At 61.5% G+C, this 25607-nt stretch carries 24 protein-coding genes; all 24 read left to right on the plus strand.

The window, feature by feature from the left end; all coding sequences use genetic code 11:
• Positions 1–104 precede the first annotated feature (104 nt).
• Positions 105–884: an ABC transporter ATP-binding protein gene (locus tag AWB66_RS19320; RefSeq protein WP_087631780.1), complete on the plus strand. Its 780-nt coding sequence runs from the start codon at positions 105–107 to the stop codon at positions 882–884.
• Positions 881–1642 (plus strand): ABC transporter ATP-binding protein, encoded by a 762-nt coding sequence (locus AWB66_RS19325; protein WP_087631781.1) that lies wholly within the window; start codon positions 881–883, stop codon positions 1640–1642. The genes AWB66_RS19320 and AWB66_RS19325 overlap by 4 nt, the downstream gene beginning before the upstream one ends.
• A 94-nt stretch (positions 1643–1736) precedes the next feature.
• Positions 1737–2957: an ABC transporter substrate-binding protein gene (locus AWB66_RS19330; protein ID WP_087631782.1), complete on the plus strand. Its 1221-nt coding sequence runs from the start codon at positions 1737–1739 to the stop codon at positions 2955–2957.
• A gap of 95 nt (positions 2958–3052) precedes the next feature.
• Positions 3053–3937, plus strand: a complete 885-nt coding sequence (locus AWB66_RS19335) for a branched-chain amino acid ABC transporter permease (protein ID WP_087631783.1) — start codon at positions 3053–3055, stop codon at positions 3935–3937.
• Positions 3937–4908, plus strand: coding sequence for a branched-chain amino acid ABC transporter permease (locus AWB66_RS19340; RefSeq protein WP_200819023.1), 972 nt, complete (start codon positions 3937–3939; stop codon positions 4906–4908). Before AWB66_RS19335 ends, AWB66_RS19340 begins: the two co-directional genes overlap by 1 nt.
• 505 nt (positions 4909–5413) lie before the next feature.
• Positions 5414–6580: an ABC transporter substrate-binding protein gene (locus tag AWB66_RS19345; RefSeq protein WP_087631785.1), complete on the plus strand. Its 1167-nt coding sequence runs from the start codon at positions 5414–5416 to the stop codon at positions 6578–6580.
• 278 nt (positions 6581–6858) lie between these two features.
• Entirely contained in the window at positions 6859–8031 is a 1173-nt protein-coding gene (locus AWB66_RS19350) for an ABC transporter substrate-binding protein (protein ID WP_087631786.1), read from the plus strand.
• A 129-nt stretch (positions 8032–8160) separates the two neighbouring features.
• Entirely contained in the window at positions 8161–9216 is a 1056-nt protein-coding gene (locus tag AWB66_RS19355) for a branched-chain amino acid ABC transporter permease (protein ID WP_087631787.1), read from the plus strand.
• 4 nt (positions 9217–9220) lie between these two features.
• Positions 9221–11005 (plus strand): branched-chain amino acid ABC transporter ATP-binding protein/permease, encoded by a 1785-nt coding sequence (locus AWB66_RS19360; protein ID WP_087631788.1) that lies wholly within the window; start codon positions 9221–9223, stop codon positions 11003–11005.
• 1 nt (position 11006) lies between these two features.
• Complete coding sequence (locus tag AWB66_RS19365; RefSeq protein ID WP_200819018.1) at positions 11007–11771, plus strand: ABC transporter ATP-binding protein; 765 nt, start codon at positions 11007–11009, stop codon at positions 11769–11771.
• Between the two features lie 153 nt (positions 11772–11924).
• Positions 11925–13886, plus strand: a complete 1962-nt coding sequence (mnmG, locus tag AWB66_RS19370) for a tRNA uridine-5-carboxymethylaminomethyl(34) synthesis enzyme MnmG (protein WP_087631789.1) — start codon at positions 11925–11927, stop codon at positions 13884–13886.
• Positions 13883–14566, plus strand: a complete 684-nt coding sequence (rsmG, locus tag AWB66_RS19375; RefSeq protein WP_087631790.1) for a 16S rRNA (guanine(527)-N(7))-methyltransferase RsmG — start codon at positions 13883–13885, stop codon at positions 14564–14566. The genes mnmG and rsmG overlap by 4 nt, the downstream gene beginning before the upstream one ends.
• Before the next feature lie 83 nt (positions 14567–14649).
• Positions 14650–15420, plus strand: a complete 771-nt coding sequence (locus AWB66_RS19380) for a ParA family protein (RefSeq protein WP_087631791.1) — start codon at positions 14650–14652, stop codon at positions 15418–15420.
• Between the two features lie 43 nt (positions 15421–15463).
• Positions 15464–16360 carry a ParB/RepB/Spo0J family partition protein gene (locus tag AWB66_RS19385; RefSeq protein ID WP_087631792.1) on the plus strand — a complete coding sequence of 299 codons (897 nt, stop codon included), beginning with the start codon at positions 15464–15466 and terminating at the stop codon, positions 16358–16360.
• A 49-nt stretch (positions 16361–16409) separates the two neighbouring features.
• Complete coding sequence (locus tag AWB66_RS19390) at positions 16410–17507, plus strand: SLC13 family permease (RefSeq protein ID WP_087631839.1); 1098 nt, start codon at positions 16410–16412, stop codon at positions 17505–17507.
• Positions 17508–17754: 247 nt separating this feature from the next.
• Positions 17755–18306, plus strand: coding sequence for an ATP synthase subunit I (locus AWB66_RS19395; RefSeq protein ID WP_087631793.1), 552 nt, complete (start codon positions 17755–17757; stop codon positions 18304–18306).
• Positions 18307–18486: 180 nt separating this feature from the next.
• Positions 18487–19338, plus strand: coding sequence for a F0F1 ATP synthase subunit A (gene atpB / locus AWB66_RS19400; RefSeq protein ID WP_087631794.1), 852 nt, complete (start codon positions 18487–18489; stop codon positions 19336–19338).
• Between the two features lie 90 nt (positions 19339–19428).
• A complete protein-coding gene (atpE, locus tag AWB66_RS19405; protein WP_007180033.1) occupies positions 19429–19698 on the plus strand; it encodes a F0F1 ATP synthase subunit C in 270 nt (89 codons plus the stop codon).
• A gap of 134 nt (positions 19699–19832) precedes the next feature.
• Complete coding sequence (locus tag AWB66_RS19410) at positions 19833–20303, plus strand: F0F1 ATP synthase subunit B (RefSeq protein WP_087631795.1); 471 nt, start codon at positions 19833–19835, stop codon at positions 20301–20303.
• 2 nt (positions 20304–20305) lie between these two features.
• Positions 20306–20848 carry a F0F1 ATP synthase subunit delta gene (locus AWB66_RS19415; protein ID WP_087631796.1) on the plus strand — a complete coding sequence of 181 codons (543 nt, stop codon included), beginning with the start codon at positions 20306–20308 and terminating at the stop codon, positions 20846–20848.
• Positions 20849–20894: 46 nt separating this feature from the next.
• A complete protein-coding gene (gene atpA / locus AWB66_RS19420; RefSeq protein ID WP_087631797.1) occupies positions 20895–22436 on the plus strand; it encodes a F0F1 ATP synthase subunit alpha in 1542 nt (513 codons plus the stop codon).
• Positions 22437–22531: 95 nt separating this feature from the next.
• The gene (gene atpG, locus AWB66_RS19425) at positions 22532–23422 is read left to right on the plus strand and encodes a F0F1 ATP synthase subunit gamma (RefSeq protein ID WP_087631798.1); all 891 of its coding nucleotides are present in this window, start codon (positions 22532–22534) and stop codon (positions 23420–23422) included.
• A 42-nt stretch (positions 23423–23464) separates the two neighbouring features.
• Positions 23465–24859, plus strand: coding sequence for a F0F1 ATP synthase subunit beta (gene atpD / locus AWB66_RS19430; RefSeq protein ID WP_087631799.1), 1395 nt, complete (start codon positions 23465–23467; stop codon positions 24857–24859).
• Between the two features lie 91 nt (positions 24860–24950).
• Positions 24951–25376 carry a F0F1 ATP synthase subunit epsilon gene (locus AWB66_RS19435; RefSeq protein WP_035937233.1) on the plus strand — a complete coding sequence of 142 codons (426 nt, stop codon included), beginning with the start codon at positions 24951–24953 and terminating at the stop codon, positions 25374–25376.
• Positions 25377–25607 lie beyond the last annotated feature (231 nt).

The raw sequence follows: 25607 nt of genomic DNA on the forward strand, positions 1-25607 counted from the left end.
ATCCTGACTAACGCACGTTCGGGCACGTTCGGGCACGCGCGAAGAAACCAAAACAACGCGCGGGCGAACACTTTGCTTCGCCCTCACTTCGCATGGAAGGGGACATGATTCTCGGCGACACGATTCTGGAAACGCGTGGCCTCACAAAAGAATTCAAAGGCTTCACCGCCGTGAATGGCGTGAACCTGCGCGTGCGCCGCGGCTCGATCCATGCGCTGATCGGACCGAACGGCGCGGGCAAGACGACCTGCTTCAACCTGCTCACGAAATTCCTCGAACCGACCGCCGGACAAATCGTCTTCAACGGCACTGACATCACGCGCGAACGTCCCGCGCATATCGCGCGACGCGGCGTGATCCGCTCGTTCCAGATCTCCGCCGTTTTTCCGCACCTGACCGTGTTGCAAAACGTGCGCATCGGATTGCAACGGCAACTCGGCACGTCGTTCCATTTCTGGCGCAGCGAGCGCTCGCTCGACAGCCTCAACGACCGCGCGATGGACCTGCTCACGCAAGTGGGCTTGACCGATTTCGCCGACACGAAGACAGTCGAACTCTCGTATGGTCGCAAGCGCGCGCTCGAAATCGCGACCACGCTCTCGATGGAGCCCGAACTGATGCTGCTCGACGAACCGACGCAAGGCATGGGCCACGAAGATGTCGATCGTGTGACGGCGCTCATCAAGAAAGTCTCGGTCGGCCGCACGATCCTGATGGTCGAGCACAACATGAACGTGATCGCCGGCATCTCCGACACCATCACGGTGCTTCAACGCGGCGAAGTGCTGGCCGAAGGCAACTACGCAGAAGTGTCGAAGAATCCGCTCGTGATGGAAGCCTACATGGGCAGCGCCGACGCCGCGCTGACAGGAGCGCACGCATGAGCACGATCGTGGAGGAACGACGCCCGCTCGACAAGCGCGGCGCAACGGGCAACGATCCCGCGCTCGAAATCGCCGGGCTCCAGGCGTGGTACGGGGAATCGCACATCCTTCATGGCGTCGACCTGAAGGTGAATCGCGGAGAAGTCGTCACGCTGCTCGGACGCAACGGCGCCGGACGCACCACGACGCTGCGCGCGATCATGGGCCTCACCGGCCGCCGCACCGGATCGATCCGCGTCGGCGGGCGCGAAACCATCGGCATGCCGACGCACAAGATCGCGCATTGCGGCATCGGCTATTGCCCGGAAGAGCGCGGAATCTTTTCGAGCCTCTCGTGCGAGGAAAACCTCATGCTGCCGCCGCTCGTCGGCGACGAGAAGGCCAGCATGTCGCTCGACGAGATCTATTCGATGTTCCCGAACCTCGCGGAACGCCGCGCGAGCCAGGGCACGCGGCTCTCGGGCGGCGAACAGCAGATGCTCGCGGTCGCGCGCATCCTGCGCACCGGCGCGAACCTGCTCCTGCTCGACGAGATCTCGGAAGGGCTCGCGCCCGTGATCGTGCAGGCGCTCGCGCGCATGATCCTGATGCTCAAGTCGCGCGGCTACACGATCGTGATGGTGGAACAGAATTTTCGCTTTGCGGCGCCGCTCGCCGATCGCTTCTATGTGATGGAGCACGGGAATATCGTCGAGCATTTCAACGCAGGGGAACTCGAAGCGAAGATGCCGGTGCTGCACGAACTGCTCGGGGTGTGACCGTTCAACGGTTCGCAGTGGCTCAGCACCAGCGCCGCGCGCGTGCATGCGCGGCAAGCGCACAAGCAACAACCATAAACCCATGGAGACTGGAATGAAAAAGAAGACTCTCGCGCGCCTCTCTTCCCTTTGCTTTGCGGCTGCGGCGGCGGGCGTTGCATTGACGGCGGGCAGCGCTCAGGCCGCCGACGGCAATACGGTGAAGATCGGCTTCGTCACGGACTTGTCGGGTCTCTATGCCGACATCGACGGTCAAGGTGGCCTCGAAGCGATCCGCATGGCGATCGCCGACTTCGGCGGCAAGGTCAACGGCAAGCCGATCGAACTCGTCTACGCGGATCACCAGAACAAGGCGGACATCGCGGCCTCGCGTTCGCGCGAATGGATCGACCGCGACGGCGTGAACGTCATCATCGGCGGCACAAACTCGGCGACGGCGCTTTCCACCGCGCAGGTCGCGGCAGAGAAGAAGACGCCGTACATCAACATCGGCGCGGGCGCGGACAACCTGACCAACGAGCAGTGTTCGCCGTACACGGTCCACTACGCCTACGACACGATGGCGCTCGCGAAGGGCACGGGCTCGGCCGTGACCAAGCAGGGCGGCAAGTCGTGGTACTTCCTCACCGCCGACTACGCGTTCGGCAAGGCGCTCGAAAAGAACACGTCCGACGTGGTGAAGGCCAACGGCGGACAGGTGCTCGGCGCGGTGCGTCATCCGCTGTCCGCGTCGGATTTCTCGTCGTTCCTGTTGCAGGCGCAAGGGTCGAAGGCGCAAGTGCTCGGCCTCGCGAACGCGGGCGGCGACACGATCAACTCGATCAAGGCCGCAAAGGAATTCGGCGTCACGAAGACGATGAAGCTCGCCGCGCTGCTCATCTTTATCAACGACATCCACAGCTTGGGACTGGAGACGACGCAAGGTCTCGTCGCGACCGACAGCTGGTACTGGAACAAGGACGATGCAGCGCGCAAGTGGGCGCAGCGCTACTTCGGCAAGATGAAGAAGATGCCGTCGAGCTTGCAGGCCGCCGACTACTCCGCGGTCACGACCTACCTGAAGGCGGTGCAGGCAGCGGGCACGACCGACAGCGACAAGGTCATGGAGCAACTGCACAAGGCGAAGATCAACGACTTCTACGCGAAGGGCTACATTCGCGAAGACGGCAGCATGATCCACGACATGTACCTGATGGAAGTGAAGAAGCCGTCGGAATCGAAGGAGCCGTGGGACTACTACAAGGTCACCGCGACGATTCCCGGCGAGCAGGCGTTCGGGACGAAGGCAGAGTCGCGTTGCAAGCTCTGGAAGTAGTTCTGCATGAGTAGTGCACGAGCGGGACGCAACGGCGCGCGGCTGTAGTTGCCGCGTGCCGTTTCCGCGCCAAAACCACTCTGACGGCAGATTCGATGGAAATTTTCGGCATTCCGCTCGCCGCGATGATGAGCCAGTTGCTGCTCGGGCTGGTCAACGGCTCGTTCTACGCGATCCTGAGTCTCGGGCTCGCGGTGATCTTCGGCTTGCTCAACGTGATCAACTTCGCGCACGGCGCGTTGTTCATGCTGGGCGCCATGCTCACCTGGATGGGCTTTTCGTACTTCAACGTGCCGTACTGGGCGATGCTGCTGCTCGCGCCGGTGATCGTCGGCGTGTTCGGCATGGTGATCGAACGCACGATGCTGCGCTGGCTCTACAAGCTCGATCACCTCTATGGCCTTTTGCTCACGTTCGGCATCACGCTTGTGATCGAAGGCGTGTTCCGCTCCGTCTACGGCTCTTCCGGGCAGCCCTACGACGTGCCGGCGCTCCTGTCCGGGGCGACCAATCTCGGCTTCATGTTCCTGCCGAACTATCGGGCGTGGGTGGTGGTGGCATCGCTCATCGTCTGCTTCGCGACCTGGTTCGTGATCGAAAAGACGCGCCTCGGCGCCTACCTGCGCGCGGGCACGGAGAACCCGAAGCTCGTCGAAGCGTTCGGCATCAACGTGCCGCTGATGGTCACGCTCACCTACGGCTTCGGCGTGGCGCTCGCGGCGTTCGCGGGCGTGCTCGCGGCGCCGGTGATCCAGGTCTCGCCGCTGATGGGGCAGTCGATGATCATCACCGTGTTCGCGGTCGTCGTGATCGGCGGCATGGGGTCGATCATGGGTTCGATCCTCACCGGGCTGCTGCTCGGCGTGATCGAGGGCCTGACGCGCGTGTTCTATCCGGAAGCGTCCGCGACGGTCGTCTTCGTCATCATGGCGCTCGTCCTTCTGGTGCGCCCGGCAGGACTCTTCGGCAAGGAAAAATGATGCAGAGAAAAGCGCTATACGCGTTGTTGCTGATCGGCCTGATCGCCGCGCCGTTCGCGGGCGTGTATCCCGTGTTCATGATGAAGGTGCTGTGTTTCGCGCTCTTCGCCGCGGCGTTCAACCTGCTCATCGGCTACACGGGGCTGCTCTCGTTCGGTCACGCGATGTTCCTCGCAAGCGCCGGCTACACGACCGGCTACGTGATCCAGACGCTCGGCTCCACGCCCGAGGTCGGCGTGATCGCGGGGACGGCGGTCGCGACGCTGCTCGGGCTCGTCGTCGGGCTGTTCGCGATCCGGCGCCAGGGCATCTACTTCGCGATGATCACGCTCGCGCTCGCGCAGATGGTCTACTTCGTGTTCCTGCAGGCGCCGTTCACGCATGGCGAAGATGGCCTGCAAGGCGTGCCGCGCGGCAAGCTCTTTGGCGCGATCGACCTCGGTTCCGACCTCACGCTCTACTACGTGCTGCTCGTCGTGATGGTGCTGGCATTCGCGCTGATCGTGCGGATCGTGCATTCGCCGTTCGGGCAGGTGCTGATCGCGATCAAGGAGAACGAGCCGCGCGCGATCTCGCTCGGCTACGACACCGCGCGCTTCAAGCTGCTGGCGTTCATCCTGTCGGCGGGGCTGGCGGGATTGGCCGGGTCGCTGAAGGTGGTCGTGCTCGGTTTCGAGACGCTCGGCGACGCGTACTGGACGATGTCGGGCCTCGTCGTGCTGATGACGCTCGTCGGCGGCATGAGCACGATGTTCGGGCCGCTCTTGGGTGCGGCGATTATCGTGGCGCTGGAGAACCGGCTCGGCGATATCGGCAGCGCGCTCGCGAGGCTCACAGGCGTCGACTGGTTCAATTCGTTCGGCGAATCGGTGACCATCGTGACGGGGCTCATTTTTATCGCGTGCGTGCTCGCGTTCCGGCGCGGTATCGTCGGCGAGATCATCGCGCGTGTGCGGCCGTTGCAGGGATAGGCAGAATTGCTTGGCGATCCGAATCAACTGCCGCAAAGGATTATCTGCGTTTAGCGGACGTCGATAAAACATCGCCCATTTAAGGTGCTTTTATGCACCACTAGGGTAAATGCTAGGTTGTGACGGACCGGTTCGCCATTTACTATGCGTCCTAGTTCTGCTGCACCGAATTTTTGAGGTGGAGAACGAGGAGACAACGAGGCACTAAGTGCCCGACCGAAAGCGCTGTTGGATGATTCCAACAGCGCTTTTTTATTTGTTTTTCGCGCTATCGTTTTGTCTTTTGTCGGCTGAATTCGACGCCGATTAATGCGCGTTTTCCCTTATCATTTTGGACGGATTTCGCGGCATTTTCAAAAGCGGCGGCGAGCGGCCAATACCCCTTCAAAATGCTTGCTAGGCGCAGCTCGCCTCCGCTAAACTCGCCATTCGCCGACCGAATGGTCGGTGATTCAATTTGCGCAATCCGTCGGTAATCACACGAATAATCACGGGGCAGAAACGCATGAAGTTCGCATTGCGCTGGACCGCGGCGGCGATGATCGCTGCGGGTAGTTCGGTTTTCATCAGCACGCCGGTTTTCGCAGACATCAAAGTGGGCGTAACGGTTTCCGCGACGGGTCCGGCTGCATCGCTCGGCATTCCGGAGAAAAATACGGTCGCATTATTGCCGAAGGAAATCGCGGGACAAAAGGTGCAATACATCGTGCTCGACGACGCCACGGATTCCACGCAGGCCGTCAAGAACGCACGCAAGCTGACGAGCGAAGATCACGTCGACGCGCTGATCGGCTCGACCGTCGTGCCCAACTCGCTCGCGATGATCGACGTCGCCGCGGAAACGTCGACGCCGATGATCTCGATGGCGGCGGCCGCTTCGATCGTCGAGCCGATGGACGCGAAGCGCGCGTGGGTCTTCAAGACGCCGCAGAACGATATCCTGATGGCGACGGCCATCGCGCAGCACATGTCCAATCATGGCGTGAAGACGGTGGCGTTCATCGGCTTCTCCGACGCCTATGGCGAGAGCTGGTTCAAGGAGTTCGGCAAGGCGGCCGATCTCGCGAAGATCAAGATCGTGGCGAACGAACGTTTCGCGCGTAACGACGCGTCGGTGACGGGGCAGGTGCTGAAGATCGTCTCGCAGAATCCCGATGCGGTGCTAATCGCCGGCGCCGGCACGCCGGCCGCGCTGCCGCAAAAGACGCTCAAGGAGCGCAACTACAAGGGCAAGATCTATCAGACGCACGGCGTCGCGAACAACGACTTCCTGCGCGTGTGCGGCAAGGATTGCGAGGGCACGTTCCTGCCGGCGGGACCGCTTCTGGTCGCCGAGCAACTGCCCGATTCGAATCCCGTGAAGAGCGCTGCGCTTGCTTATAAGAAGGCCTACGAAGCCGCGAACGGCGCGGGTTCGGTCTCGACCTTCGGCGGTCACGCATGGGACGCGGGTCTCATCCTGCAGCGCGCGATTCCGCTCGCGCTGAAGAAGGGCCAGCCGGGCACGCCCGCGTTTCGCGAGGCATTGCGCGCGGCCATCGAAAACACGAAGGATCTCGCCGTGTCGCATGGCATCGTCAACATGAGCGCGAACGATCACTCGGGCCTCGATCAGCGCGCGCGCGTGATGGTCGAGATCGTCGGCGGGAAGTGGAAGCTCGTCAGCAACTGACCGTCGACACCATGAATTGAACCCGGAGAACAAAGGCGCGTTGCTTCATACGCGCCTTTTTTTTCTGCGCAACGAGAAGCCCGAACGCATCGAGCAAAGCGGGCCGTGAAAAGAGAGCAGGGCAGTGATCGCAAGCGTGCACGGTCAGGGAAAACGATGCTAGGCACGCTTTGATGCGCTACATAGATTGACGCAGCAGCAACGGCGGTAACTCGATAACAACTCGCAGCAGCGCACCGTCGGGGTGCGCGACAGCAATTCGCGTTTGGAGACAGGTCATGAAAACCACAAAACACTGGGTACGCACGAGCATCGCACTGGCAATCGCGGGCATCGCGCTCACGGGCGCAAGCGCCGCGTTCGCGCAGGTGAAGATCGGCGTCACGCTTTCGGCGACGGGGCCGGCGGCATCGCTTGGCATTCCCGAGAAAAATACAATCGCATTGTTGCCGAAGGAAATCGGCGGCAAGTCGGTCGAGTACATCGTGCTCGACGACGGCTCCGACACGAGCCGCGCCGTGCAGAACACCCGCAAGCTGATCGACGAAGACCACGTCGACGCGATCATCGGCTCGACCGTTACGCCGAACTCGCTGGCGATGATCGACGCGGCGTCGTCGGCGAAGACGCCGATGATCTCGATGGCGGCGTCGGCGGCGATCATCTCGCCGATGGACGCGAAGAAGGCCTGGGTCTTCAAGACGCCGCAGAACGACGCGCTGATGGCCGACGCCATCGCGAGCTATATGGAAAAGCACGGCGTGAAGACGGTCGGCTTCATCGGTTTCGCGGATGCCTATGGCGACGGCTGGTACAACGTGTTCAGCGCGGCCGCCACGGCGCACAAGCTGAAGATCGTCACGAGCGAGCGCTACAACCGCACCGATACGTCGGTAACCGGCCAGGTGCTGAAGACGATGGGCGCGAATCCGGACGCGGTGCTGATCGCGGGCGCGGGCACGCCTTCCGCGCTGCCGGCGAAGGTGCTCAAGGAGCGCGGCTTCAAGGGCAAGGTCTATCAGACGCACGGCGTCGCGAACAACGACTTCCTGCGCGTGTGCGGCAAGGATTGTGAAGGCGAGCTGCTGCCCGCCGGTCCGGTTCTCGTGACCGATCAGTTGCCGGACAGCAACCCGGTGAAGAAGTCGTCGGCCGCCTATAAGAATGCCTACGAGAAAGCCTATGGCGCGGGTTCGCTCTCGACGTTCGGCGGTCACGCGTGGGATGCGGGCCAGATGCTCCAGCGCGCGATTCCCGAAGCGCTGAAGAAGGCCCAGCCGGGTACGGAAGCGTTCCGCGAGGCGTTGCGCGCGTCGCTGGAAAGTCTCAAGGATCTTCCGGTCGCGCACGGCATCATGAACATGACGCCGACCGATCACAACGGCTTCGACGACCGCGCGCGCGTGATGGTGCAGATCGTCGACGGCAAGTGGAAGCTGCAGAACGACTGACGCGTTTTCGATGCGCCTTTGACCGGGCGCGTCTCGTTGTCGAAAGCGGCGCGCCGGGTGGATCGGCGCGCCGCTTTCCCATGTTTTGCCGCGCTTTTTCCTGCGGCGAGCCGATTTCAAAGAGGAAGTATGGACTTATCGATTGCGGCGATTCTCGCGCAAGACGGGATCACCACGGGCGCGATCTACGCGTTGCTCGCGCTCGCACTGGTGCTCGTTTTTTCCGTGACACGCGTCATTTTCATTCCGCAGGGCGAGTTCGTCGCGTATGGCGCGCTCACGCTCGCCGCGCTGCAAACCCAGAAACTCCCCGCGACGTGCTATCTGCTGCTGGCAATGGGTGCGGGCTGCTTCGTCGCGGAACTGGCCGGCATCGTGCGACACCCGTCGCGCTATCGGCACATTGCGCGCACGCTCGTGGCGCTCGCGGGCAAATATCTGCTGTTCCCGGTCGCGGTCTACGCGCTCGCGCAGGGCGTGTTCATGCAGACCCTGCCGATGGTCGCGCAGATCGGGCTCACGCTTCTGATCGTCGTGCCGATGGGGCCGTTCGTGTATCGGCTCGCCTATGAACCGATCGCGGAGGCGAGCACGCTCTTGCTGCTGATCGTCGCGGTGGCGGTGCACTTCGCGATGGTCGGACTCGGACTCGTGATGTTCGGCGCGGAAGGATCGCGCACGACGCCGTTCTCGGACGTCAACTTCACGCTCGGCTCGGTAATGGTTTCGGGCCAGAGCCTGTGGGTGGTCGGCACGGCTGTCGTGCTGATCGTCGCGCTGTATCTCTACTTCGATCGCTCGATTTCAGGCAAGGCGCTCAGGGCGACGTCGGTGAACCGGCTGGGCGCGCTTCTGGTAGGCATAGGAACGACGCAGGCCGGGCGGCTGGCATTCACGCTCGCAGCGGGTCTCGGCGCGCTCTGCGGCGTCCTGGTGGCCCCGATTACGACGATTTACTACGACTCGGGCTTCCTGATCGGCCTGAAGGGGTTCGTTGGGGCAATCGTCGGCGGTCTGGTGAGTTATCCGCTGGCGGCGGCGGGTTCGCTACTCGTCGGCCTGCTGGAATCGTATTCGTCGTTCTGGGCGAGTGCTTACAAGGAGGTGATCGTTTTCACGCTGATCATTCCGGTGCTGCTGTGGCGGAGTCTGGCAAGTCCGCATTCGGAAGAAGAAGAGGAGTGAAGCGATGAAATTCCTGATCCGGAACAAGTTCTTTTGGATTTTCCTGCTGGTGGTGTTCGCGCTGCCGGTCTTGCCGCAGCCGATCCGCGTGCCCGAATACTGGGTGACGCTGCTCAACTACATCGGTCTCTACTCCATCGTCGCGATCGGCCTCGTGCTGCTGACCGGGATCGGCGGGATGACGAGCTTCGGGCAGGCGGCATTCGTGGGCGTCGGCGCCTACACGACGGCCTTCCTCACGACGCAGTTCGGCGTGTCGCCGTGGCTCGCATTGATCGTCGGCATCGTGCTCACGGCGTTCATCGCGCTGCTGCTCGGCATGGTGACGATGCGGCTGTCCGGCCACTTCCTGCCGCTCGGGACGATTGCCTGGGGACTGTCGCTGTTCTTCCTGTTCGGCAACCTCGAATTGCTCGGCAAGTACGACGGCATCAACGGTATTCCTGTGCTGAACCTGTTCGGGTGGCATCTGGAATCGGGCCGCAGCATTTACTACCTGATCTGGGTGGTGGTGCTGCTGTCGGTCGTGTCTGTTCAGAATCTGCTTAATAGTCGGCCGGGCCGCGCCATTCGCGCGCTGCGTGGCGGCGGAACGATGGCCGAAGCGATGGGCGTGAACACGGCGTGGATGCGCGTCGTGATCTTCGTGTATGCGGCGGTGCTGGCGGCGATTTCAGGTTTTCTTTACGCGCATCTTCAGCGTGCGGTGAATCCGACGCCGTTCGGCCTGAACCACGGCATCGAATTCCTGTTCATGGCGGTCGTGGGCGGGGTGTCGCATGTGTGGGGTGCGGTTCTCGGTGCGACGATTCTCACCGTTCTGCAGGACTATCTCCAGACGCTGCTTCCGAAGCTTCTTGGCGCGAACGGCAACTTCGAAATCATCGTGTTCGGCGTGCTGATGGTCCTGCTGCTCCAGTACGCGCGGCAAGGCGTCTGGCCGTTCGTGTCGCGGCTGTTTCCGCGCGGGCCGCGCGCGCATGTGCCGGACCACGCTGAGGCACTGCCGCAGCGCAACAAGCCGGCGACGGGCGAGCGGCTTCTCGTCGTCGATAAGGCGCGCAAGGAGTTCGGCGGCCTCGTCGCGGTCAACGACGTGAGTTTCGAGGTCAAGGCGGGCGAGATCATCGGCCTGATCGGACCGAACGGCGCGGGAAAGTCGACGACATTCAATCTCGTCACGGGCGTGCTTCAGGCGACGAGCGGTTCGATTACCTTCCACGGCGAGCGAATCGACTCGCTGACTTCACGTGAAATCGTGAAACGCGGCATCGGGCGGACGTTTCAGCACGTGAAGTTACTGCCGGGCATGACTGTGCTGGAGAACGTCGCGATCGGGGCGCATTTGCGCGGCAATACGGGCGTCTGGAGAAGCATCGCGAAGCTGAACGCAGCTGAGGAAGCGCGCCTCATGGCGGAGGCCGCGAAGCAAATTGCACGCGTCGGTTTGGCAAAGCATCTATACGACGAAGCTGGCAGCTTGGCGCTGGGTCAGCAGCGCATCCTGGAAATCGCGCGGGCGCTGTGTTGCGATCCGACGCTGTTGCTTCTCGATGAGCCGGCGGCAGGACTTCGTTATCAGGAGAAACTTCAACTTGCGGAGCTGCTTCGGAAACTGAAGACGGAAGGGATGAGCGTTTTGCTTGTCGAGCACGACATGGATTTCGTGATGAATCTGACGGACCGCTTGGTCGTGATGGAGTTTGGCACGCGGATCGCAGAAGGTCTGCCGCAAGACGTGCAGAAAGATCCGGCGGTTCTCGAAGCGTATCTGGGTGGGGTGGAGTGAGATGAATCAAGCAATCAACGCGACCGAGCCGATTTTGCAGGTCAGCGACTTGTCAGTGCGGTACGGGAAAGTCGAGGCATTGCACCAAGGCAAGCTGTCGGTCGGCGCGGGGCAGATCGTTTCGGTGATCGGGCCGAACGGGGCGGGTAAATCCACGTTGCTCAACGCGATCATGGGCGCTTTGCCGTCGACGGGACACGCCAAGGGCGTAGTCCGGTATCTCGGCGACGACATTTCGTCGTTGGAAATCGAGCGCCGTGTTTCACGCGGAATGTGCCTGGTGCCCGAGAAACGCGAGCTCTTCGCCAGCATGACCGTAGAAGACAATCTGGTTCTCGGCGCGTATCGTCGAAAACGTGCCGGCGAGCGAAATTATCTCGATCAGTTGCCGCATGTCTTCGAACTATTTCCGCGGCTGAAAGAGCGAAGGAAGCAGGCTTCGGGCACGCTCTCGGGGGGCGAGCGCCAGATGCTTGCGGTAGGACGCGCCTTGATGGCAAAACCGCAACTGCTGATGCTCGATGAGCCGAGCCTTGGACTGGCGCCGCTGATCGTGAAGGAAATCTTCCATATCATCAGTGCATTACGTGAAACGGGCGTCGCGACCTTGTTGATCGAGCAAAACGCGCGTGCCGCGCTGCAGATTTCCGACTACGGCTACGTGTTGGAAACCGGCGAATTCGCAATGGAAGGGCAGGCGACCGATCTGGCGCACAATCGGAGAGTCATCGAAACTTATCTTGGCCTTGCGAAGAAAGCCGTTTAGGACAGCGCAAGCCCATTTTTGACGGCGTGTTTCACGTGAAACACGCCGTTTTTTTATCGTTAGCCGACCGGCCTGAATTCGAGTGCAAAGCATAAGCGATATAATCGCGAGATATTTCTCTCAAGGCTCGCGTCATTCGCACGCGAAATTCTCATGCTTTTTCCGACAGAATTCGACGTGATCGTCGTTGGCGGTGGTCACGCAGGCACGGAAGCCGCGTTGGCTTCGGCTCGAATGGGCTGCAAGACACTACTGCTTACCCATAATATCGAGACGCTCGGCCAAATGAGCTGCAATCCGTCGATTGGCGGCATCGGCAAGGGACATCTGGTCAAGGAAGTCGACGCCCTCGGCGGCGCGATGGCTGCCGCGACGGACGAGGCGGGCATACAGTTCCGCGTCCTCAACTCGTCGAAGGGGCCGGCTGTGCGGGCGACGCGTGCTCAAGCGGACCGTCTGCTGTACAAGCAAGCGATTCGGCATCGCCTCGAAAATCAGCCCAATCTTTGGTTGTTCCAGCAAGCTGTCGACGATCTGATCGTGGAAGGCGATCGGGTGGTGGGCGCTGTGACCCAAGTAGGTGTCCAATTCCGAGCGCCCGCCGTTGTGCTAACCGCCGGTACGTTTCTGGATGGAAAAATCCACGTTGGTCTGAATAACTACACGGGCGGTCGAGCGGGCGATCCGGCTGCGGTTTCTCTGTCGGCTCGCCTGAAGGAGCTGAAGCTGCCGCAAGGACGGCTCAAGACGGGAACACCGCCGCGAATCGACGGTAGAACAATCGACTATTCGAAGCTCGAAGAGCAGCCCGGTGATCTCGATCCGATCCCGGTTTTCTCGTTTTTGGGCCGAGTGGCGCAGCATCCGCGGCAAATGCCGTGTTGGGTTACGCATACGAACGGTCGCACGCACGACATTATTCGTGCAGGACTGGATCGCTCACCGATGTATACGGGCGTGATCGAAGGGGTGGGCCCGCGTTATTGCCCGTCCATCGAAGACAAAATCCATCGTTTTGCGTCTAAAGACGCGCATCAGATCTTCCTGGAACCCGAAGGCCTCACCACGAACGAGTTTTATCCGAATGGCATTTCAACAAGTTTGCCCTTCGACGTCCAGTTGGAACTCGTGCGCTCGATGGTCGGACTCGAACACGCACACATTCTGCGACCGGGCTATGCCATCGAGTACGATTATTTCGATCCGCGGGCGCTGAAGGCCTCCCTCGAGACCAAAGCGATCGGTGGTCTGTTCTTCGCCGGACAAATCAACGGGACCACGGGCTACGAAGAGGCGGCCGCACAGGGTTTGTTGGCGGGGATCAACGCAGGGTTGCAAGCGCAAGGGAAGGAAGCGTGGACGCCGCGTCGTGACGAAGCCTACTTAGGCGTGCTGGTCGACGATCTGGTGACGCGTGGAGTTTCCGAACCATACCGCATGTTCACTAGCCGCGCGGAGTATCGCCTTTCGCTGCGAGAAGACAACGCCGACATGCGATTGACCGAGATCGGGTGGAAGCTCGGCGTTGTCGATGACGTGCGTTGGGACGCGTTCAGTCGAAAGCGCGAGGCTGTTTCACGTGAAACAGAGCGTCTCCGGACGACATGGGTCAACCCCAAAAAGCTTCCCCCGGAAGAGGCGACCGCGCTCCTCGGAAAGCCAATCGACCACGAATACAGTCTTGCGGAGTTACTTCGCCGCCCGGGCGTTTCTTATGAAGGAATTTGCGCACTTCGTGACGGCACATGTGGCCCGGAAGCCGCTCTCGCTGACGATCCGGTATTGCTCGCGCAGATCAGGGAGCAAATCGAAATCGGCGTGAAGTATCAGGGCTACATTGATCGTCAAGCCGGTGAGATCGAGCGAAACGGTTCGCAGGAAAACACGCGCCTTCCAGAAGGAATCGACTATGCGGAGGTGCGCGGATTGTCGTTCGAAGCCCGCCAAAAGCTCACGCAGCATCGGCCGGAGACGATAGGCCAGGCCTCGCGCATTTCGGGGATCACGCCTGCCGCGATTTCACTCCTCATGGTTCATCTAAAGCGCGGCCTCGGACGGCGCGCTGCGGCTGGCAGCACGGACACCGGCAGCGGTAACGCGCCGGCGGCCCAATGACGGGTCGCACGGGCGGAATGCCCGGTGCGGAAGCCCTTCAACCGCTCCTGCGGGAAGGCGCCGCCGAATTGGGGCTCTCGTTGTCCGACGCCGTGCAGCGGAAGCTGATCGACTACGTCGCCATGCTGGCCAAGTGGAACGCCGTCTACAACCTGACGGCGATCCGCGATCCGCGCCAGATGCTGATCCAGCACATTCTCGATTCGCTCGCGATTATTCCCGCGCTGTCCAGGCGTGGACCGTCGACTGCGCTCGACGTCGGTTCGGGCGGCGGCCTTCCGGGCATCGTCATGGCGATCGTCTTGCCCGACTTGCGGGTCACGTTGAACGACATCGTTCATAAAAAAACCGCCTTCCAGTCGCAAGTGAAGGTGCAGCTTGGTCTGACAAATCTCTCCGTGGTCACCGGCCGCGTCGAGAATTTGCGGCCCGGGGTCGAAGTGCCTGGGAAATTCGATGTAATCGTGTCGCGCGCGTTCGCAGAGCTCACCGATTTCGTTACACTTGCGCGTCACCTGGTTGCCGACGAAGGCCGCATCTTCGCGATGAAAGGCATCCGACCGGAAGCCGAAATCGCGCGACTTCCGGAAGGCGCAACCGTGCTCGACATCGAGCGGTTGAACGTACCGATGCTCGACGCGGAACGGCATCTGGTTGAAATCGCTGTCGCACCGCAATGAGTGCCGCAAACGGTATTGAAATACTCCACGCACGCCGAAACAACGCTGATCTTCTGGCAGCGAAGAAACGAGGACACTAAACGATGGCAAAAATCTTCTGCGTCGCGAATCAGAAGGGCGGCGTTGGAAAGACGACGACAGCGGTCAATCTCGCAGCGAGCCTTGCGGCGCTCGATCAGCGGGTTCTGTTGATCGATCTGGACCCGCAGGGCAATGCCACGATGGGCAGCGGTATCGACAAGTCAGCGTGCGAAAACACGGTTTATGAAGTGCTGGTGGACGGCGTCACGTTGCGCGATGCGCGCACGCGTTCAGAAGCCGTCAATTACGACGTCCTGCCGGCCAATCGCGAACTGGCCGGCGCGGAAGTGGAACTGGTCGGCATCGACAATCGCGAGCATGTGCTGCGCGCGGCGCTGGCCGATGTCATCGAAGACTACGATTTCGTGCTGATCGACTGTCCGCCGGCACTTTCCCTGTTGACGCTCAACGGGCTGTGCGCGGCAGACGGCGTGGTCATTCCGATGCAGTGCGAGTATTTCGCGCTCGAAGGACTGTCGGATCTCGTCAATACCATCAAGCAGGTTCACGCCAATCTGAACCGCGACCTGAAAGTGATCGGCCTGCTGCGGGTCATGTTCGATCCGCGGATCACGCTACAGCAACAGGTTTCCGATCAGTTGAAGGAACATTTCGGCGGCAAGGTGTTCGACGTGGTTATTCCGCGCAACGTGCGTCTCGCCGAAGCGCCGAGTTACGGCCTTCCGGGCGTGGTGTTCGACAAGTCGTCTCGCGGCGCGCAGGCCTACATGCAGTTCGGCACTGAAATGATGGAGCGCGTACGCGCGCTCTGACCCACACCCAATCGACGCGGCAAAGGCTGCCGGAGGAACCGAGATGAGCGCTGTAATGAAAAAGAAGGGCTTGGGCCGCGGACTCGACGCGTTGCTGGGCGGCAGTGTCGACATCACGGAGGCCGTGCGCAGCGAAGGCGTGCCGAGCGTGCTGCCGTTGTCGAAGCTGCAGGCGGGCAAGTATCAGCCGCGCACGCGTATGGACGAGGGCGGGCTGCAGGAACTCGCCGCAAGCATTCGCGCGCAGGGCCTGATGCAGCCGATTCTCGTGCGCTTGATCGGGCCGGAGCAGTACGAAATCATCGCGGGCGAGCGACGTTTCCGCGCGGCGCGCATTGCCGGACTCGACGAGGTGCCGGTGCTCGTGAAGAACGTGCCCGATCAGGCGGCCGCTGCGATGGCGCTGATCGAGAACATTCAGCGCGAGGATCTCAATCCGCTGGAAGAGGCGCAGGGCATCCAGCGTCTGCTCGACGAGTTCGACTTCACGCATGAGCAAGCGGCTGAGTCGGTGGGGCGCTCGCGCAGCGCCGTATCGAACCTCTTGCGTCTGCTGAACTTGGCTACGCCGGTCCAGACGATGCTGCTGGCGGGCGACCTCGACATGGGCCACGCGCGCGCGCTGCTCGCCGTCGACGCCGCGACGCAGATTCAATTGGCCAATCAGGTCGTGAACAAACGCATGTCGGTGCGCGAGACCGAAAAGCTCGTCACGTCGACGACCAAGGAAGTGCCTGCAACCAAGGCGCGCGTGGCGAACGATGGCGGACGGGACACGCGCAGGCTCGAAGAGGAACTGTCCGACCTGCTGTCGGCGAGCGTGAAGATCAAGGTTGGCGGGCGCGGGCGCGGCAAGCTCACCATCGACTTCGGCGATCTCGATTCGCTCGAAGGCATTCTCAGCCGGCTGCGCGGCACCGCCGACGCCGCTCGCGCCTGAGCGCGCCTTGTCGAGCACCGAAGCGAAGGACCTCGCCGCGCAGGGTGCGTTGGCGCGTGCCTGGGCGATCGTCGGCAAGGAGCCTGTCCTCGCGATTTTGATCGTCGCGCTCGTGGGGCTGCAGGTTCTGCATCCGCGCCCCTGGGGCACTCTGCCCGCGCTGATCGACTGGCAGACGGTCCTCACGCTCGCCGGTTTGCTGATGTTGACGAAGGCCGTCGAATTGTCAGGATTCCTGATGTGGATGGCGCATCGCGTCGTGCATCGCATCCATAGCGAGCGCGCGTTGGCGTTCCTGTTGGTCGGGCTCGCCGCCGGACTTTCGACGCTGCTCACCAACGACGTCGCGCTGTTCGCCGTCGTGCCGCTGGCGCTTTCTCTGCACAAACTCGCACCGCTGCCGATCAAGCGGCTCGTCATCTTCATCGCGCTCGCGGTGAACGCGGGATCGATACTGACGCCGCTAGGGAATCCTCAGAATCTTTTCCTCTGGCAGACGAGCGGCGTGTCGTTCGGCGCGTTCGTGTGGGCGCTCGCGCCGCTGTGCGCTGTATTGATGGCGATGCTGTACGTGCTGACGGCGTTCATGTTTCGCGCCGAACCGTTGGACCTTTCCGGCGACGTCGAAGAACATCGCGTCGACCGCACGCTGTGTATCGTGGCGGCGCTGGCGTTCGTCGTATTCGTCGCGTTCGCGGATGCGCATCATGCCGGGCCGGCGCTCGCCGCGGTCGCCGCCGGCTTTCTGCTGTGGCGACGGCAGGTCGTGCTGAAGATCGACTGGCTGCTGCTCCTCATCTTCGTGCTGATGTTCATCGTGTTGCGCAGCGCCGCCGTGTTGCCGTGGGTACACGACTCGATCGCGCGCATCGGCCTGCACACGCCGCTTCGCGCCTATGGCGCGGGCGCGGTGCTGTCGCAAGGGATCAGCAACGTGCCGGCTGCCATCATGCTCGCCGAGTTCTCGAAGGACTGGCGCGCGCTCGCGTTCGGCGTGAGTGTCGGCGGCTTCGGCATCGCGATAGGCTCGCTCGCCAACCTGATCGCCGTGCGTCTCAGCGGCGAGAAGGGCATGTGGACACCATTTCACATCGTATCGATCCCATTCTGGATCGTGGCAACGCTGATCGGTGCGTGGCTCGTATGAGCCGAACGCGCGCCTTACAACCCGTCACGAACGCGCGATAAATGCAAGAAAATTCTCAGTCGATCGACTGATTTATAAGAGTCGTCTGCTTGGTTTTTGACGCACCTAAACTATTGAATCCCCGACAACAATCGCTTACAATCCCCCGGATTTATCAGCTTGGCGACCCAGAAAGCGCGGCGTAATCGCGCTGTCGAATGAAGGGGCGAAAGTAGTCGAGAACCGGGACTTTTTGGCAGATAGTGTGATGACGGTGCGAGAGCAGAATCGAGCGCCGCGAGGCGGGCAAGACGGGCGCCGGTCGCCATCCGAAGCTGACCAGAACACGTCCGGAAATCGGCCGCACACCTCGTTCGACGATTCGTGGGACGCTGAAGCGCAAGATAACAATATCGTTCCGCTCACGCGGGCTCAGGCAGAAACGCTGTTTGGTCCGCAAGTGAGTCGTCCATCGCGGGTCACGCCGTACAAGGTCGTGGCTGCGCAAATGGTTTTGTCCCTGGGTGCAACGCTGGCGTGGTGGCTGTTCTACAGTCCGCCGGGTGATGCCGCGCTGTCTGCCTTTCTGGGAGGGGCGATCTGCTGGGTGCCGAGCGCATTGTTCGCGGCACGCCTGAAAGCGAAGAGCGGCGCCGAAACCATCATGAGCTGGATGATCGGCGAGGCGCTCAAGATGGGCGCGACGATTGCTATGTTTGTCGCGATCGCGTTCTGGTACAAGGGCGCACTGTGGGTGCCGCTGCTGGTCACCTATCTGGTCGCGCTGAAGACGTACTGGATTGCGATGGTGTGGCGCTGAGCGCGCGGGTCGAGACGAAGCGCGCCGGCAGTTGGATCGACAGTAACAGAGCAAATAAATACGTGCGGATTCCATATCCTGCACGCGGGCCTGCGCCCTGCGAGCCGCAAAGCCAACGCGGCGGCTCGGGGAGTCGACAGGCGGCGAAAGATTTTTGACAATTTGGGTGGCTTTAACGATATGGCAGCTAGCGAAGGAACGCGCGCTCTGGATCCGTCCGAGTACATTGCGCACCACTTGCAGAATCTTTCCAACCACCATCAGACGTCGATCTTCGATATCCACGTCTGGAATCTCGATACGTTGTTCTGGTCGATCGTCTGCGGCCTGGTCACGATCCTGATTCTCGGCCTCGCCGCCCGCAAGGCGACGTCCGGCGTTCCGGGGCGCTTCCAGAGCGCGATCGAAATGCTCGTCGAGATGGTCGAAGACCAGTCGAAGTCGATGATCCACGGCAACCGCCGCTTCATCGCGCCGCTCGCGCTGACGGTGTTCGTCTGGGTCGCCCTGATGAATTCGCTCGACTTCATCCCCGTCGACCTGCCGGGCCGCGTGATCGGCTGGCTCGGTCTGTCGGAAGCCATTCCGCATCACCGCATCGTGCCGACCGCCGACCTGAACGGCACGCTCGGCATCGCGCTCGGCGTGTTCGCGCTGATGATTTACTACAACCTCAAGATCAAGGGCGCAGGCGGCTTCGTGCACGAACTGCTGTCGGCTCCGTTCGGCGCGCATCCGCTTCTGTGGATCCCGAACCTTGCACTGAACATCATCGAGTTCGTCGCCAAGACGGTTTCTCTCGGCATGCGGCTGTTCGGCAACATGTACGCGGGCGAACTGCTCTTCCTGCTGATCGCCCTGCTCGGCAGCATGTGGCACTTCGGCGCGGACGCCTCCGTACTTGGCTTTCTCGGCCACGTGGTCGCGGGTACGGTCTGGGCGATTTTCCACATTCTGATCGTTCTGCTGCAAGCGTTCATTTTCATGATGCTGACGCTGGTGTACATCGGCCAGGCGCATGACACGCATTAACACGCTTTAAGTAGTCCCAGAATCAGCTCAGGTTTCACGGTTTCGTCTTTTATAAATCCAGTTCCAAAGTCTTTAATCAAAGGAGTGATCATGCAAGCTTTCATCGCCAACATCCAGGGTCTGACCGCCATCGGTATCGGCATCATCATCGGCCTGGGTGCAATCGGCGCCTGTATCGGTATCGGTCTGATGGGCGGCAAGTACATCGAGGCTTGCGCCCGCCAGCCGGAACTGATGAACCCGCTGCAAACCAAGATGTTCCTCTTGGCTGGTCTGATCGACGCGGCGTTCCTGATTGGCGTTGGTGTGGCAATGCTGTTTGCGTTCGCGAACCCGCTGCTCTCGAAGCTCGCAGGCTGAGGTTCCTCGGAAGTGTGCGTCTGATCCATCGTGAAGACGCAGGACGGAACGGATGAGGGCGCTTTATCGATGCAACCGTCGATGAGCGCCTTACCGTTTCACTCTCCCGAAAAAGCAACGTTTAAGGAAACACCGTGAATCTCAACGCAACCCTGTTTGCGCAAATGGTCGTGTTTCTGATCCTCGCGTGGTTCACGATGAAGTTCGTGTGGCCGCCGTTGATCAACGCCCTCGATGAGCGCTCGAAGAAGATCGCCGACGGCCTCGCCGCCGCCGAAAAGGGCAAGACGGAACTCGAAGCCGCGCACAAGCGCGTCGACCAGGAACTCGCGCAAGCCCGTAACGACGGCCAGCAGCGTATCGCCGAAGCTGAAAAGCGCGCGGTCGCCGTCGCCGATGAAATCAAGGCCAACGCACAAGCCGAAGCCGCGCGCATCGTTGCGCAGGCGAAGGCCGACGCGGACCAGCAAGTCGTGAAGGCACGCGAAACACTGCGCGCCGAAGTCGCGGCTTTGGCCGTGAAGGGCGCCGAGCAAATCCTGAAGCGCGAAGTCGACCAGAAGGCGCATGCCGATCTGCTGAATCAACTCAAAACCGAGCTCTGATCATGGCCGAACTTGCAACCATCGCCCGTCCTTACGCAGAAGCGCTGTTTCGCGTGGCCGAAGCCGGTGATCTCGCGGCCTGGTCCAACTTCGTCGAGGAGCTGGCACAGGTTGCGCGTCTGCCGGAAGTGCTGTCGGTCGCCACGAACCCGAAGGTCAGCCGCGAACAGGTCAGCGACCTGCTGCTTTCCGCGGTGAAGTCGCCGTTCGCGCAGGACAACGCCCAGGCGAAGAACTTCGTGCATATGCTGGTCGATAACCATCGCCTGCCGCTGATGCCCGAAGTCGCCGTGCAGTTCGACGAGTTGAAGAACGCCCGCGAAGGCGCGGCCGACGCGTTGATCGTGAGCGCGTTCCCGCTCGAAGGCGAACAGTTGAACGACCTCGTCGCAAGTCTCGAACGCAAGTTCCAACGCAAGCTGAAAGCCACCGTCGAAATCGACCCGTCGCTGATCGGCGGCGTGCGCGTGACGGTTGGCGACGAAGTGCTCGATACCTCGGTCCGCGCGCGCCTCGCCAGCATGCAGACGGCTCTGACCGCCTGACGCGCCGAAGCTGGCACGCAACAGAATTGACTATCAGGAGCGAATAATGCAACTCAATCCCTCTGAGATCAGTGAGCTGATCAAGAGCCGGATCCAGGGCCTTGAAGCGAGCGCGGACGTTCGCAACCAGGGCACGGTGATCTCCGTGACCGACGGTATCGTGCGCATCCACGGCCTGTCGGACGTGATGCAGGGCGAAATGCTCGAATTCCCGGGCAACACGTTCGGCCTCGCGCTGAACCTCGAGCGCGACTCGGTCGGCGCCGTGATTCTGGGTGAATACGAACACATTTCGGAAGGCGACATCGTCAAGACGACGGGCCGCATTCTCGAAGTGCCGGTGGGTCCGGAACTGCTCGGCCGCGTGGTCGATGCACTCGGCAACCCGATCGACGGCAAGGGTCCGGTCAACGCGAAGATGACCGACGCAGTCGAAAAGATTGCACCGGGCGTGATCTGGCGTAAGTCGGTGTCGGAGCCGGTCCAGACCGGCCTGAAGTCGATCGACGCGATGGTTCCCGTCGGCCGCGGCCAGCGCGAACTGATCATCGGCGACCGCCAGTGCGGCAAGACCGCCGTCGCGATCGACGCGATCATCAACCAGAAAGGCAAGAACCTCCTCTGTATCTACGTCGCGATCGGCCAGAAGGCTTCGTCGATCATGAACGTGGTGCGCAAGCTCGAAGAAACCGGCGCGATGGAATACACGATCGTCGTCGCGGCTTCGGCTTCGGAATCGGCTGCGATGCAATATCTCGCGCCGTACGCCGGCTGCACGATGGGCGAGTACTTCCGCGATCGTGGCCAGGACGCGCTGATCGTCTATGACGACTTGACCAAGCAAGCGTGGGCGTATCGCCAGATTTCGCTCTTGCTGCGCCGCCCGCCGGGCCGTGAAGCGTATCCGGGCGACGTGTTCTATCTGCACTCGCGTCTCCTCGAACGTGCGGCTCGCGTGTCGGAAGACTACGTCGAGAAGTTCACCAACGGCGAAGTGAAGGGCAAGAGCGGCTCGCTGACGGCACTGCCCGTCATCGAAACGCAAGCCGGCGACGTGACCGCGTTCGTTCCGACGAACGTGATCTCGATCACTGACGGCCAGATCTTCCTGGAAACCGACCTGTTCAACGCCGGTATCCGCCCTGCGATCAACGCGGGCGTCTCGGTGTCGCGAGTCGGCGGTGCAGCGCAGACCAAGGTCGTGAAGAAGCTGTCGGGCGGTATCCGTACCGACCTCGCGCAGTATCGTGAACTCGCGGCGTTCGCGCAGTTCGCATCGGACCTCGACGAAGCCACCCGCAAGCAGCTCGAACGCGGCCGCCGCGTGACGGAACTGCTCAAGCAGCCGCAGTATCAGCCGCTGCAAGTGTGGGAACTGGCTGTCGCGCTGTTCGCGGCGAACAACGGTTATCTCGACGACCTCGAAGTCAGCCAGGTGCTGCCGTTCGAAAAGGGTCTGCGCGAATACCTGAAGACGAGCCACGCCGACATGATCAAGCGCATCGAAGACAACAAAGACTTGTCGAAGGACGACGACGGCGCACTGCATGCCGCGCTGAAGGACTTCAAGAAGTCGGGCGCTTACTGATCTCAACATTGATCGGGACTTTGGAGCGGCGCGGGCCGCTTCGGGCCGCAAGGCAGGATGAAGCACCCCGCGCCACTCTGATCAAGGAGTAAGCAATGGCTGGAATGAAGGAAATTCGCGGCAAGATCAAGAGCGTGCAGAACACGCGCAAGATCACGAAGGCGATGGAGATGGTGGCCGCATCGAAGATGCGCCGCGCGCAAGAACGCATGCGCGCCGCTCGTCCGTACGCCGTCAAGGTTCGTGACATCGCGGCGCACATGAGTGCAGCCACGCCCGAGTACCGTCATCCGTTCATGGTGAAGAACGAAGGCGCGAAAGTGGCCGGCATCATCCTCGTCACGACCGACAAGGGCCTGTGTGGCGGCATGAACACGAACATCCTGCGTGCATCGGTTCAGAAGTTCAAGGAACTGGAGCAGCAGGGCACGTCGATCGAAGCATCGGCGATCGGCAGCAAGGGTCTCGGCTTTCTCAATCGCCTGCGCGCGAAGGTCGTGTCGCAAGTCACGCATCTCGGCGACACGCCGCATCTGGAAAAGCTGATCGGCGCGGTGAAGGTGCAGCTCGACCTGTACTCGGAAGGCAAGATCAACGCGGTGTACCTGGCGTACACGCGCTTCGTCAACACGATGAAGCAGGAAGCGGTGATCGAGCAACTGCTGCCGCTGTCGGCGGAAGACTTCAAGCGCCGCGACGACGAAGAAGGGTCCGTCACGCCGAAAACGTCGTGGGACTACATCTACGAGCCGGATGCGCAGACCGTTGTTGATGAACTGCTCGTGCGTTATGTCGAAGCGCTCGTCTATCAGGCGGTCGCGGAGAACATGGCGTCGGAGCAATCGGCCCGGATGGTCGCGATGAAGGCCGCGTCGGACAATGCGAAGACCGTGATCGGCGAATTGCAGCTCGTCTACAACAAGAGCCGGCAGGCCGCGATTACGAAGGAACTCTCGGAAATCGTCGGCGGCGCCGCTGCGGTCTGATGACCGCGTGAGCTGAATCAAACAGTATCTAAAGGAAATGCGATGAGTACTACTGCTTTGGTAGAAGGCAAGATCGTACAGTGCATCGGCGCCGTGATCGACGTGGAATTCCCGCGTTCGGACATGCCGAAGATTTACGACGCGCTCGTTTTGGAAGGCTCGGAACTGACGCTGGAAGTCCAGCAGCAGCTGGGCGACGGCGTGGTCCGCACGATTTGTCTGGGCGCTTCGGACGGGCTGCGTCGCGGCACGATCGTGAAGAACACGGGCAAGCCGATCAGCGTGCCGGTCGGCAAGCCGACGCTCGGCCGGATCATGGACGTGCTCGGCCGTCCGATCGACGAAGCCGGTCCGATCAACTCGGACGTGACGCGCGGCATTCACCAGAAGGCTCCGAAGTTCGACGAGCTGTCGCCGTCGACGGAACTGCTGGAAACCGGCATCAAGGTGATCGACCTGATCTGCCCGTTTGCAAAGGGCGGCAAGGTTGGCCTGTTCGGCGGCGCCGGCGTGGGCAAGACCGTGAACATGATGGAACTGATCAACAACATCGCGAAGGAGCACGGCGGTTATTCCGTGTTCGCGGGTGTTGGCGAGCGTACCCGCGAAGGGAACGACTTCTATCATGAAATGAAGGACTCGAACGTTCTCGACAAAGTGGCGCTCGTGTACGGCCAGATGAACGAGCCGCCGGGCAACCGTCTGCGCGTGGCGCTGACCGGCCTGACGATGGCCGAGCACTTCCGCGACGAAGGCCTCGACGTGCTGTTCTTCGTCGACAACATCTACCGTTTCACGCTGGCAGGCACGGAAGTGTCGGCGCTGCTCGGCCGTATGCCGTCGGCAGTGGGCTATCAGCCGACGCTGGCTGAAGAAATGGGCAAGCTGCAAGAGCGCATCACGTCGACGAAGACGGGCTCGATTACCTCGGTTCAGGCCGTGTACGTCCCTGCGGACGACTTGACCGACCCGTCGCCGGCTACGACCTTCGGCCACCTTGACGCAACCGTCGTGCTCTCGCGTGACATCGCGTCGCTGGGTATCTACCCGGCCGTGGACCCGCTCGATTCGACCTCGCGTCAGATCGACCCGAACGTGATCGGCGAAGAGCACTACACGATCACGCGCGGCGTGCAGCAGACGCTGCAGCGCTACAAGGAACTGCGCGACATCATCGCGATTCTGGGCATGGACGAACTGTCCCCGGAAGACAAGTTGTCGGTCGCGCGCGCGCGGAAGATCCAGCGTTTCCTGTCGCAGCCGTTCCACGTCGCGGAAGTGTTCACGGGTTCGCCGGGCAAGTACGTGCCGCTGAAGGAAACCATCCGCGGCTTCAAGATGATCGTCGAAGGCGAGTGCGATCATCTGCCGGAGCAGGCGTTCTACATGGTCGGCACGATCGACGAAGCCTTCGAAAAGGCCAAGAAGATCCAGTAAAGGCTTGAGTGCAGGCAACGTGGCGCGGATTCTGCGGCGATCAAGGTAGAAGCCGCGCCAAACGCATTACGCTCAACCAGGAATCGACACCATGGCAACCATCAAAGTAGACGTCGTCAGCGCGGAAGAGCAGATCTTCTCGGGTCAGGCGAAGTTCGTCGCGCTGCCGGGCGAAGCGGGTGAACTCGGCATTCTGCCGGGCCACACGCCGCTCATCACGCGTATTCGTCCGGGCGCGGTGCGCATCGAGGCGGAAGACGGCTCGGAAGAATTCGTGTTCGTCGCAGGCGGGATTCTCGAAATCCAGCCGGGCGTCGTGACCGTGCTCGCCGATACGGCGATCCGCGGCGCCGACCTCGACGAAGCGAAAGCCGAGCAGGCGAAGAAGCGTGCCGAAGAAGCGCTGCAAAACACGGGCTCGAACCTTGAGTACGCAACCGCGCAAGCGGAACTGGCGTATGCGACGGCTCAGCTCGCGGCCATTCAGCGTCTGCGGAAGCTTCGCGCGCAGCATTGAGCGCGGTTTCATCGCGTGATCGAAAGAGCAGCCTTCGGGCTGCTTTTTCGTTTTTGGCGCGCCGATACACGCCCGACACGCTCGCGCATTTCTGCATATCGATTGTGCGGCGGCTCACGTTTCGCGCGTACACGCTGATTCGACGCCGTTTGTGCGCGGCGGTGACAAGATGCGTTGCGGGTAACACTCAATGCCCGCCATTCCTTTTGCCATGCAAAATGGTCTTCCAAA

It is taken from the genome of Caballeronia telluris (genome assembly GCF_001544495.1).
GTDB lineage: Bacteria > Pseudomonadota > Gammaproteobacteria > Burkholderiales > Burkholderiaceae > Caballeronia > Caballeronia telluris.

Excerpts from the sequence above, each read along its gene's own strand:
- AWB66_RS19320 (WP_087631780.1), top strand. The coding sequence starts at position 105 with ATGATTCTCGGCGACACGATTCTGGAAACGCGTGGCCTCACAAAAGAA.
- AWB66_RS19325 (WP_087631781.1), top strand. The coding sequence starts at position 881 with ATGAGCACGATCGTGGAGGAACGACGCCCGCTCGACAAGCGCGGCGCA.
- AWB66_RS19330 (WP_087631782.1), top strand. The coding sequence starts at position 1,737 with ATGAAAAAGAAGACTCTCGCGCGCCTCTCTTCCCTTTGCTTTGCGGCT.
- AWB66_RS19335 (WP_087631783.1), top strand. The coding sequence starts at position 3,053 with ATGGAAATTTTCGGCATTCCGCTCGCCGCGATGATGAGCCAGTTGCTG.
- AWB66_RS19340 (WP_200819023.1), top strand. The coding sequence starts at position 3,937 with ATGCAGAGAAAAGCGCTATACGCGTTGTTGCTGATCGGCCTGATCGCC.
- AWB66_RS19345 (WP_087631785.1), top strand. The coding sequence starts at position 5,414 with ATGAAGTTCGCATTGCGCTGGACCGCGGCGGCGATGATCGCTGCGGGT.
- AWB66_RS19350 (WP_087631786.1), top strand. The coding sequence starts at position 6,859 with ATGAAAACCACAAAACACTGGGTACGCACGAGCATCGCACTGGCAATC.
- AWB66_RS19355 (WP_087631787.1), top strand. The coding sequence starts at position 8,161 with ATGGACTTATCGATTGCGGCGATTCTCGCGCAAGACGGGATCACCACG.
- AWB66_RS19360 (WP_087631788.1), top strand. The coding sequence starts at position 9,221 with ATGAAATTCCTGATCCGGAACAAGTTCTTTTGGATTTTCCTGCTGGTG.
- AWB66_RS19365 (WP_200819018.1), top strand. The coding sequence starts at position 11,007 with ATGAATCAAGCAATCAACGCGACCGAGCCGATTTTGCAGGTCAGCGAC.
- mnmG (WP_087631789.1), top strand. The coding sequence starts at position 11,925 with ATGCTTTTTCCGACAGAATTCGACGTGATCGTCGTTGGCGGTGGTCAC.
- rsmG (WP_087631790.1), top strand. The coding sequence starts at position 13,883 with ATGACGGGTCGCACGGGCGGAATGCCCGGTGCGGAAGCCCTTCAACCG.
- AWB66_RS19380 (WP_087631791.1), top strand. The coding sequence starts at position 14,650 with ATGGCAAAAATCTTCTGCGTCGCGAATCAGAAGGGCGGCGTTGGAAAG.
- AWB66_RS19385 (WP_087631792.1), top strand. The coding sequence starts at position 15,464 with ATGAGCGCTGTAATGAAAAAGAAGGGCTTGGGCCGCGGACTCGACGCG.
- AWB66_RS19395 (WP_087631793.1), top strand. The coding sequence starts at position 17,755 with ATGACGGTGCGAGAGCAGAATCGAGCGCCGCGAGGCGGGCAAGACGGG.
- atpB (WP_087631794.1), top strand. The coding sequence starts at position 18,487 with ATGGCAGCTAGCGAAGGAACGCGCGCTCTGGATCCGTCCGAGTACATT.
- atpE (WP_007180033.1), top strand. The coding sequence starts at position 19,429 with ATGCAAGCTTTCATCGCCAACATCCAGGGTCTGACCGCCATCGGTATC.
- AWB66_RS19415 (WP_087631796.1), top strand. The coding sequence starts at position 20,306 with ATGGCCGAACTTGCAACCATCGCCCGTCCTTACGCAGAAGCGCTGTTT.
- atpA (WP_087631797.1), top strand. The coding sequence starts at position 20,895 with ATGCAACTCAATCCCTCTGAGATCAGTGAGCTGATCAAGAGCCGGATC.
- atpG (WP_087631798.1), top strand. The coding sequence starts at position 22,532 with ATGGCTGGAATGAAGGAAATTCGCGGCAAGATCAAGAGCGTGCAGAAC.
- atpD (WP_087631799.1), top strand. The coding sequence starts at position 23,465 with ATGAGTACTACTGCTTTGGTAGAAGGCAAGATCGTACAGTGCATCGGC.
- AWB66_RS19435 (WP_035937233.1), top strand. The coding sequence starts at position 24,951 with ATGGCAACCATCAAAGTAGACGTCGTCAGCGCGGAAGAGCAGATCTTC.